Origin of the sequence: Yersinia sp. 1652 StPb PI (genome assembly GCF_041538345.1) — a bacterium.
GTDB classification, from domain to species: domain Bacteria; phylum Pseudomonadota; class Gammaproteobacteria; order Enterobacterales; family Enterobacteriaceae; genus Yersinia; species Yersinia enterocolitica_E.
On sequence record NZ_JAULSM010000001.1, the window covers coordinates 3,302,726 to 3,321,173 of the forward strand.

The following is an 18,448-nucleotide window of genomic DNA, read 5'->3' on the forward strand; positions in this document are numbered from 1 at the left end:
ATGCAGGGACATAACGAAGGTAAATTGTTTTCGTCAGACGTTCCCTTATCTCCACATGCTGGCTAAGATAGTTGCGGGCCTCAGCACGGAGGTTGAGCTTAACCTTTGACGTATTTGATGCTATTTATGTGATCTATACCCAATTGTACTGGAGAGTAGAGTAAGGAAGAAGAACTCTTACACATCTCGGAGTCTAATTGTCATTACATTAGCAAGGGCAGCCTCGTTTATGACTTATCGGTTAACTAAAACAGGTCGGTTAAGTAAGACAATGATCGCCACACTACTCAGTAGCTTGCTGCTCACTGGCACAATACCTGCCAGCGCTGAGACACAAGACCTGCTGCCCGATATTGGTACCTCTGCGGGTGCCACTTTGAGTATCGATCAGGAAAAGGCAATGGGGGATTTTTATGTCCGCCAAATGCGCGCCAGCACCCCGCTGATTTATGACCCGCTATTGACTCAATATATCAATACGCTGGGTAATCGGCTGGTCGCCAATGCCTACTCAGTACGTACGCCGTTTCATTTCTATTTAGTGAATAACGATCAAATTAACGCTTTTGCTTTCTTCGGTGGCAATGTGGTACTCCACTCTGCCCTGTTCCGCTATACCGAAAACGAAAGTGAACTAGCATCTGTATTAGCACATGAAATATCTCATGTGACTCAACGCCATCTGGCGCGCGCGATGGAAGAACAGCAAAGAATGGCGCCGCTGACGTGGGTCGGGGTACTAGGTTCTATTCTGTTAACCATGGCCAGCCCACAAGCAGGGATGGCGGGTTTGAGCGGTACGTTAGCAGGCGCTCAACAAGGCGTCATCAGCTTTACTCAAGGCAACGAACAGGAAGCTGACCGTATAGGTATTCAGGTATTACAGCGTTCGGGGTTTGATCCGCAGGCCATGCCTAACTTCCTGCAAAAGTTAGCCGATCAGTCACGATATACATCAAAACCACCGGAAATGCTGCTGACTCACCCCTTACCAGATAGCCGTTTATCTGATGCGCGTAACCGTGCTAATCAGATGAAACCGCACCCTATCGCGTCATCACAAGATTATTTATTCGCCAAAGTTCGTATTCTGGGCATGTATGGCTCAACTGAGAACAGCCTCACGCCAGACCTACTGGAAACATTGAGTAAAGGCACGGTGCGCGAGCAATTGGCGGCCAAATACGGTCAGGCCATTTTGTGGTATCAGGCCAAAAAGTACGATGAAGCCCGCAATCTGTTACAGCCCCTGTTAGCGCAACAACCGGGCAATATTTGGTTCCTTGATTTGATGACTGATATTGATCTGGGGCAAAACAAAGCCGCCGCCGCCATTGCCCGCCTGCAAGCGGCAACCGCTAAACAAAATGATGAGCCGGTGTTGCAATTGAACCTGGCCAACGCTTATGTCCAAGGTGGCCAACCGGCAGCGGCAGTCAAGATACTAAATCGCTACACCTTTGCTAATCCAAACGACCCTAATGGCTGGGATCTGTTAGCCCAGGCAGCTGCTGCACTGGGTTTACGTGATCAGGAACTGGCTGCTCGGGCAGAGAGCCTGGCTTTGAGCGGCAAATTGCCACAGGCCATCGGCCTGCTCAGCGATGCCAGTGCTCGGGTGAAATTGGGGAGTCTGGAACAGGCGCGTTATGATGCGCGCATTGACCAGTTACGCCAGCTAGATAAGCGATTCCAGAAATACCAGAAGTCTTAAGGAAATTTATCATGAAAGATGTCACGTTTTATCATAATCCACGCTGCTCTAAAAGCCGGGAAACACTCGCACTGGTTGAACAGCAGGGGATTCAGCCACAGGTCATATTATATTTAGACAATCCACCGTCTGTGGCGGGGTTAAAAGCGTTACTGCAACAACTCGGCTTTCATGACGCGCGGCAGCTTATGCGCACCAAAGAAGATCTCTACCAAACACTGAATTTGGCAGATGAGACATTGACGCAGGATCAGTTACTGCAAGCGATGAGCGATAATCCAAAACTTATCGAGCGCCCGATTGTGGTTTATAACGGCCAGGCACGTATCGGCCGCCCGCCAGAGCAGGTGCTTGAGATTTTACCGTAACTTGATTGCAACCCATGATTGAACGCTGCGTATCGAAGCGAGGCCGATGGAAGGGCCGAGTCACCAACGCAGCGCCCCCTACCACTTGCCAAAGGAAGGGTATTAAAGGCTAAGAGTTTCTTTTACAAAAGGAATGGTGAGCTTACGCTGGGCGGTGATAGAGGCCCGATCAAGTTGATCCAGGGTCATAAACAGTGTGCGCATTTCCCGATCCAACCGTTTTAGCAAGAAACGGCCAACGTCTTCGGGTAATTCAAAACCACGCAATTTGGCACGTAACTGTAAAGCCTGCAATTTTTCATCATCCGACAACGGCTGCAATTTATAGATCTGCCCCCAATCCAGACGTGAAGCTAAATCAGGCAAACCGAGATTTAATTGCCGTGGTGGGCGATCACCGGTAATCAATAAACGGGTGCGGCCGGTTTCAACAATGCGGTTATAGAGATTAAATATCGCCATTTCCCACTGCTCATCGCCCGCGATACACTCAATGTTATCAATACACACCAGCGCCAACTGCTCCATACCATCTAATACTTCGGGCACAAAATAAGCGCGTTTATCGAGCGGGACATAGCCTACCGCCTCGCCTTTTTGCGATAACTCCGCACAAGCTGCATGTAATAGATGACTCCGACCACCGCCTTCGCGCGACCAAAAATAGATATAACTGCCGTGGGACTGATGAACAGTAGACTGGATCGCCGCTAACAGGGACGGGTTCTCCCCCGGATAAAAACTGGCAAAAGTTTCATCATCGGGAAGATAGAGTGGCAGTGAAAGCTGTGCCGGCGTATTCAGAAGCACCTCAACCAACAAAACGGGCGGGAAAACGTGGCAAGCTTACCACAAAAATTAACAACAGCATAAAAACCTGATCTGAAGCGAAAAACTGGCCGAACCCACAATAACCGCCCGGCCAGATATCACTTTTTATTGCACCGATATTAACGTGTGGACTCGTCCTCCTGGGCGTCAATAATCTCTTCTTCAGGGCGAATCAGACTGATCACTTTAAACAGCAGGCTCAAGCCAATCCCCACAACCGTTGCCAAAGCCATGCCTTTCAGTTCGGTTGCGCCGATGTTCACTTTCGCGCCACTCACCCCGATGATCAGGATAACGGAGGTTAAGATCAGGTTTTGTGCTTTGTTATAGTCAACTTTTGACTCGATCAGCACGCGGATACCTGATGCGGCAATAACACCGTACAGCAGTAGTGAAACACCGCCCATCACCGGTACCGGCACCGCTTGAATGGCAGCAGCCAATTTACCGATACAAGACAGCATGATCGCCAGAATCGCAGCGCCACCGATCACCCAAGTACTGTAAACACGGGTGATCGCCATAACACCGATATTCTCACCATACGTGGTATTGGGGGTTGAGCCAAAGAAGCCGGAAATCACCGTCGAAATACCGTTGGCAAACATCGAGCGATGCAGACCGGGTGAGCGAATCAAATCTTTTTTCACGATATTAGCAGTCACCACCAAGTGACCGATATGTTCAGCAATAACCACCAGCGCCGCAGGCAAGATGGTTAAAATAGCGAACCATTCAAAACGTGGGGTATAAAACGTCGGTAAGGCAAACCAATGGGCCTGACTAATCGGGGTTAAATCAACCACCCCCAGCACAAATGACAAAGCATAACCGACCAACACACCGATCAAGATAGGGATAATGGCGAAGAAGCCACGGAACAGCACCGATCCCAGAATGGTTACCCCTAACGTCACCATTGAAATGATGATAGTGGTTGAATCTACTGTCACACCTTGGGCGGGCAATAATCCGGCCATACCCGCAGCAACGCCAGCTAACTCAAGGCCGATAACGGCAACAATCGCCCCCATCGCCGCGGGCGGGAACAGCACATTCAGCCAACCCGTTCCGGCTTTTTTCACAATCAGCGCCACCAGACAAAACAGCACGCCGCACATGATAAAACCACCCAAGGCAACTTCGTATCCCAAGGGTAATAGCAGCAGTACCGGTGAGATAAACGCAAAACTTGAGCCGAGGTAAGCCGGGATTTTTCCCTTACAAATAAACAGATAGAGCAAGGTTCCGATACCGTTGAACAGCAGCACCGTGGCCGGGTTAATTTTAAATAGAATAGGAACTAAAACGGTGGCACCAAACATGGCGAACAAATGTTGAAAACTCAGGGGGATCGTCTGGAGCAGCGGTGGACGCTCGCTGACACCGATGGTGCGACGGCTCATTTCTCTATCCTCTTAATGGTGTGTTTAAAAATGATTATGCTAAAAGTTATTCAAAAAAAAGCCGACTATCGAGTCGGCTATCTAAAGGTTATTCCAGTATGCGGTAATGAGCACAGGCAGTTTGGACACGGACAGCGCATAGAAACCGGGAGCGTACACCATGACCTTGTAAATCATAAGTACGTGAGGATTCCGAGCACTGCTCAGGTTCAAAATGGCAAGCGAATAGCATAATGGTGTGACCTTTTATTTTGTTCCGAAAATCTTATCCCCGGCATCACCCAAACCTGGAATGATATAACCGTGTTCGTTCAGGCACTGATCGATGGCGGCGGTATACAGCTCTACGTCTGGATGCGCCTCTTCCAGCGCTTTGATACCCTCCGGTGCGGCAACCAATACCAACACTTTAATGCTCTGGCAGCCGGCTTTCTTCAGCAAATCGATAGTCGCAATCATCGAACCACCGGTTGCCAGCATAGGGTCAACAACCAACGCCATACGTTCGTTGATATCAGCAACCAGTTTCTGGAAATACGGTACCGGTTTTAGTGTCTCTTCATCACGATAGACACCCACCACGCTGATGCGGGCACTCGGTATATTTTCCAACACCCCTTCCATCATGCCTAAACCAGCACGTAGGATCGGCACCACCGTAATTTTCTTACCTTTAATCTGTTCAATCTCTACCGGCCCGTTCCAACCCTCGATGGTGACTTTCTCAGTTTCCAGATCGGCGGTTGCCACGTAAGTCAGCAAACTCCCTACTTCAGACGCTAACTCGCGAAAACGCTTCGTGCTGATATCATTCTCACGCATCAAACCAAGTTTATGTTTTACTAGCGGGTGTTTCACCTCAACGATCTTCATTATTTTTCTCCTGGTTAGGCGGTTGACGGCCAAAAAAATCGCGAGATTATACCGCCTTTTTTTTTGAACACCACAATGAATAGCCTGATTCAGATCAATAGAAAATCAATCTTAAGTCAAGAAAGCTAAAAATCAGCGTGATATCACAAGCTACTCGCAAACGTTTGCCTGCGCTGTTAGAATTGTCGCGTTTTCTTCCTATAGCCAAAGTAATTGGCGTTGCAGGTAGGCTGCCAGCAAGCGAACCCCGATGAGCTGACTCAAGTCAGTGATTTGGATGAGTTCGTGCAGCGAGCCCTCTTGCGGCTTCAAGTATGAAGGATATAAGCTCAAACAGCCAACCGCCGTGGGGACCTCGCTGTGACCAACAAAACCTCTCTCAGCTATAAAGACGCAGGCGTAGATATCGATGCCGGTAATGACCTTGTTGATCGCATAAAAGGTGTGGTTAAACAAACTCGTCGCCCAGAAGTGATGGGTGGATTGGGCGGGTTCGGTGCCCTGTGTGCTTTGCCACAAAAATACCGTGAACCTATTTTAGTCTCAGGCACCGACGGCGTAGGCACTAAGCTGCGCCTGGCGATGGACCTGAAACGCCACGATACCATTGGTATCGATTTAGTGGCCATGTGTGTCAATGACCTGGTGGTTCAGGGTGCTGAACCGCTGTTCTTCCTTGACTACTTTGCCACCGGTAAACTGGATGTGGATACTGCCGCCAGTGTGATTACCGGTATCGCCGAAGGGTGTAAACAATCAGGTTGTGCACTGGTTGGCGGCGAAACCGCAGAAATGCCGGGGATGTACCACGGTGAAGATTATGACGTTGCCGGTTTCTGCGTTGGTGTAGTTGAAAAGTCTGAAATCATTGATGGCAGCAAAGTGACACCGGGTGATGCGTTGGTTGCCTTAGGTGCCAGCGGCCCGCATTCCAATGGTTATTCCCTGGTACGCAAAATTCTGGAAGTCAGCAACACCAATCCTGAGCAAACTCAGTTGGATGGTAAATCGCTGGCTGACCATTTGCTGGAACCGACCAAAATCTACGTTAAATCCATTCTCAGCCTGATTGAGCAGCTTGATATTCATGCTATTGCTCATCTGACTGGTGGCGGCTTCTGGGAAAACATCCCACGGGTATTACCCGCAGGGACTCAAGCGGTTATCGATGAAGCTAGCTGGCAGTGGCCTGCGGTATTTAGTTGGTTGCAGCAAGCCGGCAATGTCAGCCGCCACGAAATGTATCGCACCTTTAACTGTGGTGTCGGCATGGTTGTTGCGCTCCCGGCAGAACTGGCTGATATCGCCGTTGAGTTACTGACCGCATCCGGTGAGAAAGCCTGGAAAATCGGTGTGATTGCGGCGGCGACTGATGGTGCAGATCAAGTCATCATCAATCCATAACATTGCTGATTCAGCCCGCAGCTTCAAAATCCCGATGAGCTGACTCAAGTCCGTGATTCGGGTGACAAATCTGCCGGGAGCAGATTTCAACGCTGCTTGCAGCGGCCTCAACGAGGCGAGGCCCACGGATGGGCCGAGTAATGCGCGCAGCCAACACCCCGCAGCTTCAAGTACGAAGGGTATATGAAAAAGATAGTGGTTTTGGTCTCCGGCCAGGGCAGTAATCTACAAGCGTTGATCGACGCCCAACAACAAGGGCGTATTTCAGGCACCATCAGTGCCGTGTTCAGTAATAACCCCGATGCTTATGGGTTGGAACGAGCTGAATTGGCGGGTATTCCCCACCATGCTGTGGATGCCAAGTCCTATGCGGATCGCGCCAGTTTTGATTTGGCATTGGCGCAAGCCATTGACTACTATCAGCCTGACTTACTGGTGTTAGCCGGTTATATGCGCATTCTCAGTGCAGAGTTTGTTCAGCACTATGCTGGACGAATGTTAAATATCCATCCGTCACTGTTGCCGAAATACCCCGGTCTGCACACTCATCGTCAGGCACTGGAAAACGGTGATCAGGAGCATGGCACCTCGGTGCATTTCGTTACTGAAGAGCTGGACGGCGGCCCGGTTATTCTGCAAGCCAAAGTACCGGTTTTCAGTGAGGATAGCGAAGAGGATGTGGTCGAAAGAGTACAAACTCAGGAACACAGCATTTATCCGCTGGTAGTCAGTTGGTTTACCGATGGCCGTCTTGCTATGCGTGATAATGCCGCCTGGCTGGATGGTGAACGCCTACCTGCGCAAGGCTACGCGGCTGAATAAAACAAGTTAATAAATATTGATTAAAGGCGCGGCCATTAATGGTTAGCGCCTTTTTTAATTCCCTGTGCTTACCTCTTGTGCTAATAGTATAATTTTTAGGGCAGCAACCGCTGTCGCCAATGAGGAATATGTATGTCTACCACTAACAGCGTCAGGTTACGCCCACTGGAACGGGATGACTTGCCGTTTGTTCACCAGTTAGATAACAATGCCAGCGTAATGCGCTATTGGTTTGAAGAGCCTTACGAGGCCTTTGTTGAACTGTCTGATCTGTATGATAAACATATCCATGACCAGAGTGAGCGCCGCTTTATTATTGAAAGCCAGGGGACAAAAGTCGGTCTGGTGGAGTTAGTTGAAATTAACCATATTCACCGCCGTGCTGAGTTTCAGATAATTATCGATCCGGCTCATCAGGGTCAAGGCCATGCCGGGGCTGCCGCAAGACTGGCGATGGAATATGGTTTTTCGGTACTGAATTTGTACAAACTTTATCTGATTGTTGATAAAGAAAATCAAAAAGCCATCCATATCTATACAAAATTAGGCTTTGAAATAGAGGGTGAATTAAAGCAAGAGTTCTTTATCAATGGTGAATACCGTACTGTAATTCGTATGTGTATTTTCCAGCCACAATATTTGGCTAAATATAAAACACCATCGATAAAGAGTGCTTAATCCACTGGGGCCAGTTCAGTTGGCCCCAATATCAATTCAACATATTCATCACTGGATAGCACCCTATTAAGAACAGATAACAAACGATACAACCCGCCACTAAGTTAAATACTATTTCACGCCAACAACGATAATAATGAAAAATCTTCTTTTAGCGCCCAAGCCATAACGTCTTGTTTAAATTTCTGGCTTGAGCTATCCGTGGATTCCCGACACGCATGATAAGAATAGATAATACCAATCACGTCATCTTCGGTTAGCTCCCCATGCTGGCTGGCATAGGCTGAAATGAGTGCTTTCAAATAGAAGAAATCTATGGCTTGTAGATTAAATACCGTAACCGCCGCTTGATCATCCCCCATCGCCAATTGGTCATGATGAATGCGTAACAGAAAATAATTGCGCCATACCGACGGGTATTTGGTAAAAAAGGGCAAGGCATATTGTTGCCATGCATTGTTTAATTGTTGCTTATTATTATTTTGCCCAACCAAATCATTAGTGGCGTAGCTCAGCAACGGTTGGGCATAAGCCGCCAGCGTATTTCGCCCCCGAATATCAGCCAGTTGTGCAATAAAATCAGCCAAATAATTTAATAGTTCATCACTGATAGCCGGAGCTATCTTCATCGCTGCCAGTTCATGGGCTGCTTGCCCTGCCGTCATAGTGGCGATAAGTTCAGTGCGCAGGTTGTCTATCTCAACCATTTTAATTTTATTCACGTCATCCCAGGCTTGATAATTATGTAAAAAACAATTTATCGCCCAAAGATTTTCTTCAATATTCGGTTGCTGGCTGGCTGCAATTGCCGCACAAGCGCGATTAACCAACCGCTCTTCAATAACAATATCCGGTGCTTTGTAATAGTCATATTGGTTGATAGTAGAAAAACGCAACGTTAGCGCGTCATCGGAAAATAACGCCTGTCGGGTTACCTCAGGGCAAGAGAGTGACATGCTTTTGATTTTCTGATTTTTATAAACATGTTCAACGCGGGGGAAAGTTGCGCAACTGTGACTCAGTGCATGAGCGCCGGCATGTTTGTGAATTTGACATAACCGTTGTTCATCAAGAAAGGGGCAATTCCCCTGACTATCTGGGTGAATATTAGCCCAAGAGGCAAGGCTGGCTTGAGTAACAGAAATCTGGTTAATGGCAATACGTTTAATTTCTGCGTAAGGGCTTTTAATGTATTTTTGATAACGATTTCTATCAAGCGTGACATTTTGGCCTTTGCAGCAGTGTTCGCGACATGCTGTGCCGACACAACTAAATGTCTCCATAAAATCAGGCTGAGTTATCAATAGCTCTTTCACTTAACGCTTCCATTCAGTAGTCACCTAAATAACGAGCGGCACATGAAAGTGTAAACTTAAATCGCAATTGATAAATAAAGCAAACACCTTAGAAACTGCTGTACTGGCGCTAAATGTTCAACCGTAACGCCCGGTGATATAATCTTCCGTCCGGCGCTGACGCGGTGAAGTGAACAACGCATCGGTATCGTTATATTCCACCAGGCTCCCTTGATGAATGAAGGCGGTGTAATCCGAGACCCGCGCCGCCTGCTGCATATTATGGGTGACCAGTACCACGGTGTACTGCTGCTTGAGTGTGGTTATCAACTCTTCGATGGTTAGGGTGGATATTGGGTCCAGAGCGGATGTCGGCTCATCGAGCAATAACACCTCAGGTTCAATAGCAATGGCTCTGGCGATGACCAGGCGCTGCTGCTGGCCGCTGGAGAGACGAAAGGCATTTTCCCGCAATCGGTCCTTCACTTCATGCCACAATGCTGCGGCCCGCAATGAGCGCTCAACAGCATCATCAAGCACCCGACGGTCACGAATCCCCTGCAAGCGCAGGCCATATACCACATTCTCATAAATTGACTTAGGGAATGGGTTGGGCCGCTGAAACACCATGCCAACCCGCCGACGCAATGCGGCAACGTCAGTGGTTTTATCGGTGATAATTTCACTACCTAGCCGGATTTCACCCTCAAGATGACAGTTATCCAGCAAATCATTCATGCGGTTAAAGCAGCGCAATAAGGTAGATTTACCACAACCAGACGGGCCAATCAGCGCAGTAACACGGTGCTTAGGCACATTAAATGAAATATCGTGCAACACCTGTTTGTCACCATAAAATAAATTGAGCTTTTCGACCGCCAGCGCCGTTTGCTCGTCGGTCAATTGCTGTACATCAAGCAGCGGCAGCGAATCCGGCGTCAAAAGTCCCATATTTCGTCCTGCGGGTTAAAAAGTTCAGTCACAACAATAAACCTCGATATTTTTCACGCAAATGATGGCGAATACCAATAGCCGCTAAATTAAGGCCGACCACAATGATCACCAGCAGCAGAGCTGTGGCAAAGACTAATGGGCGAGCCGCTTCCACATTGGGGCTTTGAAATGCCATATCGTATATCTGGAAGCTCAAATGCATGAACTTACGTTCTAAATGTAGGAACGGGAAGATACCATCGACTGGCAAGAGCGGCGCTGATTTCACCACCCCTACCAGCATCAGCGGCGCGGTTTCCCCCGCAGCCCGTGCCACCGCCAAAATAAGCCCGGTAATCATCGCCGGTGCCGCCATCGGTAACACAATATGCCACAGTGTTTCAGCCTTAGTGGCTCCCAGCGCTTGCGAGCCTTGCCGCAAGCTGGCCGGAATGCGTGACAGCCCCTCTTCGGTGGCAACAATCACCACTGGCAACGTCAGCAGTGCTAGCGTTAACGCCGCCCATAAAACGCCAGGGGTACCGAATGTCGGGTTGGGGAGCGCCTCTGGGTAAAACAGTTTATCCAGTGACCCACCAATCAGATAGACAAAGAAACCGAGGCCAAATACGCCATAAACAATAGAGGGCACCCCAGCCAGATTCACCACAGAAATACGGATCATGCGGGTCAGCCAGTTTTTGCCGGCATATTCATGTAAATACACCGCTGCAATCACCCCTAATGGCATGACCACGATAGACATCAGTATCACCATCAGTACCGTGCCAAAAATCGCTGGGAACACACCGCCCTCGGTATTGGCATTGCGCGGATTATCGGTCAGGAATTTCTGAGTTTGTGCTGCCCAATGATGTAGTTTTTGCCCGAAAGTCATGTCATTGGGATACCAGGCGCGGTTAATCTGGCTAAGTGACAGTGGGTGGATTTGCCCATTCATGTCGCGCAATAACAGTGTGTAGCGACTTTGCTCGGTTTGTAGCCCGCGTAATGTTTCCATCATGGCTTGATGGCTACGTTGCAGCGCCCCCCACTCCGCCTCGATACGGTCCTGCGATTTACTGTCAAGGTCGCCATTCATTTGTAGCCGTTTTTTCTCTAGCCGCAACGCCTCAAACTGCTGATTGAGCATATTCATTTGACGGAACTGAATATCATTCGCGCGCTTGACCAGACCTTGTATCACAGGAATACGTTTTTGCAGTTCCTGAGCCAAATCATTGCCCACTAACGGTTGGCCGTTATCCAACATGCCAGCGAGGAAACCGTATGCCGTACCATTGTTTTGGCGATCCAGCACCAGCAGATCTTTAGGCAAAGTGCGTTGCTGGATATCACTGTCCAGCAGGCGATGGAAATCCTGACCCTGAATCTCGCGGTTACCGGTTTTAATCAAATAGCGGGTTACGGTCTCACCGGCCTGCGACGGTAACATCACGCCGGCTTGTTCTAATTGCTGACGTGACAGCGTCTGCTGTTGATAAATTTCGCCAATCATTTTGACCGGGCCTGCCGCCGTTTGTTTAAGCTCAAACAGATAGACCGGGGCGGGCCAGAAATATCGCATCCCTTGGCCTGCCAACAATAATATGATCCCAAGCAACGCCAGCAGGCTGATACTGACAGCACTGGCGGTTAGCCAGATCCACGGGGAACCCGATGCAAACCACTTTTTGGTCACGCCAGACACGTTAGGCTTAATGTTCATCACGCCGTCCGCTCCATCTGATAGCGTTCACGCAACCGCAGACGAATAGCCTCGGCCAGTGTATTGACTAAAAATGTGAAGCAAAACAGCACCAGTGCGGTCAGGAATAGCACCCGATAGTGGCCGCTACCGACGACCGCTTCCGGCATCTCGATAGCGATATTGGCTGCCATCGCCCGTAACCCCTGAAAAATGCTGCCATCAATAATGGGTGTATTGCCTGTCGCCATGAGCACAATCATGGTTTCCCCCACCGCACGGCCAAAACCAATCATCAGTGCAGAGAAGATACCAGCGTAGGCTGAGGGCAGAATGACCCGGGTTAACGTCTGCCACGGGGTCGCCCCTAGTGCCAATGAGCCTTGGCTGAGTGACGGCGGCACACTGAATAGTGCATCCTCTGCCAGCGAAAAGATGACCGGGATCAGCGCAAACCCCATGGCGACACCGACCACCAGCGCATTACGTTGAGAGTAGTTGTCACCCAACCACTCATGTAATGGCCCTCCTAGCACCCACTGCGCCAGTTGTGGTCCCAACCATAATGCGAACCAGCCGGTCAGCAGGATAACCGGCAACAGCACAATCACGTCCCAGCCCGCAGGTAACCGCCATTGTGTCTTTTCCGCCAGACAACTACTCCCCCAGCCACACAATAAAATAGCCAGCGCCAACAGCGGCGGAAGTAGCAGAATGCCCGTCAGATAATGTTCAATTACCGGAGCCAACCAAATACCGGCAATCAAACCTATAACCACGGTTGGGAATGCCCCCATCATCTCAATGGCCGGTTTAACCACTCGCCGCAAACCTGGCGACATAAAATAGGCCGTATAAATTGCCCCCGCCAATGCCAATGGAACGGCGAATAACATGGCATAGGCGGCAGCCTTTAATGTGCCGAAAATAATCGGTACCAGGCTGAATTTAGCCTGATAGCTCTCTTCGGCCGAGCTTGATTGCCAAACATAGGCTGGCTCAGGGTAATTCTCATACCACACCCGTTGCCACAAGCTACGCCAGCTAATGTCTGGATAGCGATTGTCCAATTGATAGGTAGACCAACCGGCAGCATTCTCAAGCAGCAAACTATCACCCCAAGGGGAGAACGCAGCGTCGGTAACGCCGTCAGCTAATTTATGTTGCAGCAAAGGCGTTGACTGGATACTGGAGAAGAGTGATAGCTCGCCTTGTGGCGATAATGAGGCAAAAACCCGACGCGCGCTCTCCGTGGTCAATAAGCCCTTACCTGTCGGAGTGAAACTGCGTATGCGCGTCAAGTGAAATTGATTATCCGGCCCTTTCTGCACATCAAACCATTGGCTGATTACGCCGCCCGGCGCTTGCACCAGCAACGACTTGCCACCTGGCAGCAGAGAGAGGGTCAATGGCCCATCAGACGCATGCTGGTCATCCAGTAACGACACAGTTTCACGCAATTTCAGTTCCGGACCAAATTGATAGATAGATAACTGCTGGCCGGATAACAGATAGAGCAAACGCCCGTCAGGTGCCAATAACAGTTGACTGACCGTTTTCGGCACATCCGTCAGTTCAGTGACCTGCTGCCCCTGGGCAGTAAACGTCCCTGCCAGCAAGCGGCCATCATCGGTAACCGCGGCAAGGGTAAATTGCTGTGGTTGCGGTTCAGCCAGCACCAAATGCTGCAAGCGTTGGCCTTTCAAATCCATAAACCGCGGCTGTTCACCCAGCGGAAATTGCCAGCGTGGCGGTGTGGCTGAGAAATCGGGTTGCAGTAGAGTAAGACGGCCATTGCTCAGGCCAACGCCATACAAAGGTTGCCCATTGGCTGCACGGCTGATTGATACCGGTGGCGGCGATAACCGCTGTTCGCTTATCAGACTACCTGCCGGGGATGCCCCCAGTGCATTGAGCCGAATAAAGTAGCCATAGCCTTGATTATCAATGCGATATCCGACCTGCCCTTGAATATCAATACCCAGCGCGGCCGTCGGCGCACTGCGAGTGACAGCGAACTGATTATGCAAACTGATAGAGGCCGGTTTAAACAACGGTAATACGGCATACAATAGGTAAACGAAAATCAACATCAGTGTCAGCAGCACTAACAAGCCACTACTCGTCACCGCCATGTGCACTAAACGATCAATGGCAGCCCGGCGCTTATCTCTCCCTGATGGTGTTGCTTTGCCTGTTCGCTGCATACTCTTCGATTGCCCCATGCCCCGTCTACTATTATCAATCCAAGCGTATATCTATACCGCCAGATGACCGAGCATCTTATGTCACTTTTGTGGCGTTTGCATGACAATGTTTTATACCCATCATCTTTCAAAATGCAGGTGTGTTGCTCAAACCCGTCTTTGACCAATCTGCCTGTTGCTTACAGCTTTCCTGCAACTTAAGATCGATTGGGTATAAGGTTTAACGGACAAAGTTAACTAATGATATCTGTTGGACTTTCTTGTCAAACTTTCGCAATAATGATTGAGGACACTAAATACTCCCACAATAATCTTACTGGAGTTGCAATGGGTCAGGAAAAGCTCTACATCGAAAAAGAACTTAGCTGGTTATCTTTTAATGAGCGGGTATTGCAGGAAGCAGCAGATAAGAGCAATCCACTCATCGAGCGGATGCGATTTCTTGGCATTTACTCCAATAATCTGGACGAATTCTATAAAGTCCGATTTGCCGATCTGAAACGGCGCATTTTGATCAGCGAAGAGCAAGGCTCTGCCGTGACCTCTCGCCATTTGCTGAAAAAAATTCAGAGCAAAGTGGTGAAAGCCGATCAAGAATTTGATGGGTTATATAATGATCTTTTACTGGAAATGGCGCGTAATCAGATTTTCCTGATTAATGAACGGCAGATTTCCGAAAATCAGCAAGCCTGGCTAAAAATCTATTTTAAACAGCATCTGCGCCAACACATTACGCCGATCTTGATTAACCATGACACCAACCTGGTGCAGTTCTTAAAAGACGATTACACCTATCTGGCGGTGGAGATTATCCGCGGGCAGGAAATTGCCTATGCCCTGCTGGAGATTCCTTCAGATAAAGTCCCGCGTTTTGTCAATTTGCCACCAGAAGCACCTCGCCGCCGCAAGCCAATGATATTACTTGATAATATATTGAGATTTTGCCTCGATGAGATTTTTAAAGGCTTCTTTGATTACGATGCGCTAAACGCCTACTCCATGAAGATGACCCGTGATGCCGAATATGATTTGGTCACTGAAATGGAATCCAGCCTGCTGGAGCTGATGTCGTCGAGCCTTAAACAGCGCCTGACGGCAGAGCCGGTGCGCTTTGTTTACCAACGTGATATGCCCGATGAGATGGTGGAATTACTGCGCAATAAATTGGGTATCTCTAATGATGACTCGGTTATTGCAGGTGGCCGTTACCATAACTTCAAAGACTTTATCAGCTTCCCGAATGTGGGCAAAAGCAATCTGGTTAACCGGCCAATGCCGCGCCTGCGCCATATTTGGTTTGATAAATTCCGCAATGGCTTTGATGCTATCCGTGAACAAGATGTCCTGCTGTATTACCCTTATCACACCTTTGAACACGTATTGGAATTACTGCGTCAAGCCTCTTTCGATCCCAGCGTATTAGCGATTAAAATCAATATTTATCGGGTCGCCAAGGATTCACGCATCATCGAATCGATGATCCATGCCGCCCATAACGGCAAGAAAGTCACGGTAGTGGTAGAGTTACAGGCGCGCTTCGATGAAGAAGCCAATATCCACTGGGCCAAAAGCCTGACGGCCGCTGGTGTACACGTTATTTTCTCAGCACCTGGTCTGAAGATCCACGCCAAATTATTCCTGATTTCCCGCCTTGAAGGCGAGGAGATCGTGCGCTATGCCCATATCGGTACCGGCAACTTCAATGAGAAAACCGCCCGAATCTATACCGACTACTCATTACTGACCGCAGATGCCCGTATTACCAATGAAGTACGGCGGGTATTTAACTTTATCGAAAATCCTTATCGCCCGGTCAAATTCGATAATCTGATGGTGTCACCGCAGAACTCGCGTTTAATGTTGTATCAATTGATTGATCAGGAAATTATTCATGCTCAGGCCGGAGAAAGCGCCGGTATTACCCTGAAGATAAATAATTTAGTAGATAAAGGTCTGGTAGATAGGTTATATAGCGCCTCCAGTGCTGGGGTAAAAATCCGATTATTGGTACGTGGCATGTGCTCGTTAATCCCCAATATGCCGGGGATCAGCGATAATATTCAGGTCACCAGTATCGTTGACCGTTTCTTGGAACATGACCGGGTCTATGTGTTCGAGAATAAAGGCGACAAACTGGTGTATCTCTCTTCAGCTGACTGGATGACCCGTAACATCGATTACCGTATTGAAGTCGCGGTCTCATTGCTGGATCCGAAATTAAAACAACGGGTGCTAGATATTTTAGAGCTGTTATTCAACGACACGGTAAAAGCCCGTTATATTGATAAAGAACTGAGTAATCGTTATGTACCGCGTGGTAATAGGCGCAAAGTACGTGCACAGATTGCCATCTATGATTATTTAAAAGCGCTGGAACAACCAGACGCATCGAGCTAAAACTATGCCGCTATCCAACAGTTCATCGACCACCAAGCCGCAGGAAATTGCAGCTATCGATTTGGGTTCTAACAGTTTTCATATGGTCATTGCCCGGGTCGTCAACGGCGCGCTACAGGTTTTAGGTCGCCTAAAGCAGCGCGTACATCTGGCTGATGGTTTGGACCACAATAACATGCTTAGCGAAGAAGCCATCGAACGGGGTTTAGCCTGTTTGGCGCTGTTTGCAGAACGCTTGCAGGGTTTCTCACCTGATAATGTGTGTATTGTTGGCACCCATTCGCTGCGCCAAGCCGCTAACGCGGAGGCATTCCTCAAGCGGGCGGCGGCGGTTATTCCGTATCCGATCGAAATCATTTCCGGCCAAGAAGAGGCCCGTTTGATTTTTATGGGCGTCGAACACACTCAGCCGGAAAAAGGCCGCAAGCTGGTCATCGATATTGGTGGGGGTTCAACAGAGTTAGTTATTGGTGAAGATTTTGAGCCTCTGTTGGTAGAGAGCCGCCGTATGGGGTGCGTGAGTTTTGCCCAGCAGTTCTTCCCACACGGTGAGATAAGTAAGGCCAATTTCAAACGTGCCCGTCTTGCGGCAGCACAGAAACTGGAAAACCTGGCATGGCAATACCGCATTCAGGGTTGGCAATATGCGCTGGGGGCATCCGGTACCATTAAGGCCACCTATGAAGTGTTGGTGGAAATGGGCGAAAAAGACGGTTTGATAACACCAGAGCGCCTCGAAATGCTGGTTGAGCAAGTGTTACAATTCAAACACTTCTCAGCCCTGAGCCTGCCGGGATTGTCAGAAGATCGCCAGTCGGTATTTGTACCGGGCCTGGCTATCTTGTGTGGGGTATTTGATGCGTTAGCAGTCAAAGAGTTACGCTTATCCGACGGCGCGCTGCGCGAAGGTGTGCTGTATGAGATGGAAGGCCGTTTCCGCCATCAGGATATTCGTCAACGCACGGCAAAAAGCCTGGCGGAACACTATAATATTGACCGCGAACAAGCCCGCCGAGTGCTGGAAACAACCGAACAACTTTATACCCAGTGGTTAGCGCAGAACACCAAGTTGGTGCAGCCGCAGCTTGAAGCATTGTTGAAATGGGCGGCAATGTTGCACGAAGTGGGTCTGAGTATTAATCACAGTGGGATGCACCGCCATTCTGCCTATATCCTGCAAAACACCAACTTACCGGGCTTTAATCAGGAGCAACAACTGCTGCTGGCAACGTTGGTACGGATGCATCGTAAAGGCATCAAGCTGGATGAATTACCGCGTTTAAATTTATTCAAGAAAAAGTATTATTTACCGTTAATTCAGTTATTACGTTTGAGTACGTTACTGAATAATCAGCGTCAGTCGACTACCACGCCAGAGAGTCTGCGTTTGATAACTGACGATAGCCATTGGACATTACGTTTCCCCGTCGGTTATCTGACACAAAATAATCTGGTACAACTGGATTTTGAGCGTGAGCAGGCATACTGGGATGATGTAGTAGGCTGGAAGCTGATCATTGAAGAAGAAGAAGAGCCAGAAGCAGCGGATGTGGTTACCGTCAAAGAGTAATCAGAATCAATCCCGCATCACTGACTGTAGTCAGTGATGCGGGTGACAAATCTGCCGGGCGCTGATTTGAACGCTGCTTGCAGCGGCCTCAACGAGGCGAGGCCCATGGATGGGACGAGTAGTGAGAGCAGCTAACATTAATTGTGACAAACACCGCTGCAACGCCAAGTAATACAGTGTATTACCCAAAGATATTGGTGTTGCAGCAAGGCAGCAAACGAGAGACAAATTGGTTATAAACC

General features: G+C 48.9%; 14 protein-coding genes. 7 read left to right on the top strand and 7 right to left on the bottom strand.

Features of this window, described 5'->3' with window-relative positions:
- Positions 1 to 271: 271 nt before the first annotated feature.
- Both Q2T71_RS15080 and arsC read left to right on the top strand, forming a co-directional pair.
- Positions 272 to 1,714: a M48 family metalloprotease gene (locus tag Q2T71_RS15080; protein WP_372559934.1), complete on the top strand. Its 1,443-nt coding sequence runs from the start codon at positions 272 to 274 to the stop codon at positions 1,712 to 1,714.
- A gap of 11 nt (positions 1,715 to 1,725) precedes the next feature.
- Positions 1,726 to 2,082, top strand: coding sequence for an arsenate reductase (glutaredoxin) (arsC, locus tag Q2T71_RS15085; RefSeq protein ID WP_372559629.1), 357 nt, complete (start codon positions 1,726 to 1,728; stop codon positions 2,080 to 2,082).
- A 102-nt stretch (positions 2,083 to 2,184) separates the two neighbouring features.
- Here the strand turns inward: arsC and hda are convergent, their stop codons facing one another.
- The 3 genes from hda to upp form a co-directional block, all read right to left on the bottom strand.
- A complete protein-coding gene (gene hda / locus Q2T71_RS15090) occupies positions 2,185 to 2,892 on the bottom strand; it encodes a DnaA inactivator Hda (protein ID WP_032906019.1) in 708 nt (235 codons plus the stop codon).
- 140 nt (positions 2,893 to 3,032) lie between these two features.
- Complete coding sequence (gene uraA / locus Q2T71_RS15095; protein WP_372559630.1) at positions 3,033 to 4,319, bottom strand: uracil permease; 1,287 nt, start codon at positions 4,317 to 4,319, stop codon at positions 3,033 to 3,035.
- Between the two features lie 246 nt (positions 4,320 to 4,565).
- Positions 4,566 to 5,192 carry a uracil phosphoribosyltransferase gene (gene upp, locus Q2T71_RS15100; RefSeq protein ID WP_005183956.1) on the bottom strand — a complete coding sequence of 209 codons (627 nt, stop codon included), beginning with the start codon at positions 5,190 to 5,192 and terminating at the stop codon, positions 4,566 to 4,568.
- A gap of 360 nt (positions 5,193 to 5,552) precedes the next feature.
- Between upp and purM the strand changes: the two genes are divergently transcribed.
- The 3 genes from purM to speG all read left to right on the top strand — a co-directional run bounded on the left by purM (position 5,553) and on the right by speG (position 8,096).
- Positions 5,553 to 6,596, top strand: coding sequence for a phosphoribosylformylglycinamidine cyclo-ligase (gene purM, locus Q2T71_RS15105; RefSeq protein WP_083163287.1), 1,044 nt, complete (start codon positions 5,553 to 5,555; stop codon positions 6,594 to 6,596).
- A 183-nt stretch (positions 6,597 to 6,779) separates the two neighbouring features.
- Positions 6,780 to 7,418 carry a phosphoribosylglycinamide formyltransferase gene (gene purN, locus Q2T71_RS15110; protein ID WP_372559631.1) on the top strand — a complete coding sequence of 213 codons (639 nt, stop codon included), beginning with the start codon at positions 6,780 to 6,782 and terminating at the stop codon, positions 7,416 to 7,418.
- Positions 7,419 to 7,550: 132 nt separating this feature from the next.
- Complete coding sequence (speG, locus tag Q2T71_RS15115; protein ID WP_083163283.1) at positions 7,551 to 8,096, top strand: spermidine N1-acetyltransferase; 546 nt, start codon at positions 7,551 to 7,553, stop codon at positions 8,094 to 8,096.
- Between the two features lie 116 nt (positions 8,097 to 8,212).
- Here speG and fliB read toward each other — a convergent pair whose 3' ends face one another.
- The 4 genes from fliB to Q2T71_RS15135 all read right to left on the bottom strand — a co-directional run bounded on the left by fliB (position 8,213) and on the right by Q2T71_RS15135 (position 14,239).
- Positions 8,213 to 9,412: a flagellin lysine-N-methylase gene (fliB, locus tag Q2T71_RS15120; RefSeq protein WP_372559632.1), complete on the bottom strand. Its 1,200-nt coding sequence runs from the start codon at positions 9,410 to 9,412 to the stop codon at positions 8,213 to 8,215.
- 117 nt (positions 9,413 to 9,529) lie between these two features.
- Positions 9,530 to 10,342: a phosphate ABC transporter ATP-binding protein PstB gene (gene pstB, locus Q2T71_RS15125; RefSeq protein WP_083163277.1), complete on the bottom strand. Its 813-nt coding sequence runs from the start codon at positions 10,340 to 10,342 to the stop codon at positions 9,530 to 9,532.
- Between the two features lie 28 nt (positions 10,343 to 10,370).
- Positions 10,371 to 12,053: a phosphate ABC transporter permease PstA gene (pstA, locus tag Q2T71_RS15130; RefSeq protein WP_372559935.1), complete on the bottom strand. Its 1,683-nt coding sequence runs from the start codon at positions 12,051 to 12,053 to the stop codon at positions 10,371 to 10,373.
- Complete coding sequence (locus tag Q2T71_RS15135; RefSeq protein WP_372559633.1) at positions 12,053 to 14,239, bottom strand: ABC transporter permease subunit; 2,187 nt, start codon at positions 14,237 to 14,239, stop codon at positions 12,053 to 12,055. Before Q2T71_RS15135 ends, pstA begins: the two co-directional genes overlap by 1 nt.
- A 327-nt stretch (positions 14,240 to 14,566) precedes the next feature.
- Here Q2T71_RS15135 and ppk1 point away from each other — a divergent pair, with 327 nt between their 5' ends.
- Positions 14,567 to 16,636: a polyphosphate kinase 1 gene (gene ppk1, locus Q2T71_RS15140; protein ID WP_083163271.1), complete on the top strand. Its 2,070-nt coding sequence runs from the start codon at positions 14,567 to 14,569 to the stop codon at positions 16,634 to 16,636.
- Positions 16,637 to 16,640: 4 nt separating this feature from the next.
- Entirely contained in the window at positions 16,641 to 18,206 is a 1,566-nt protein-coding gene (ppx, locus tag Q2T71_RS15145; protein ID WP_372559634.1) for an exopolyphosphatase, read from the top strand.
- Positions 18,207 to 18,448: the final 242 nt, after the last annotated feature.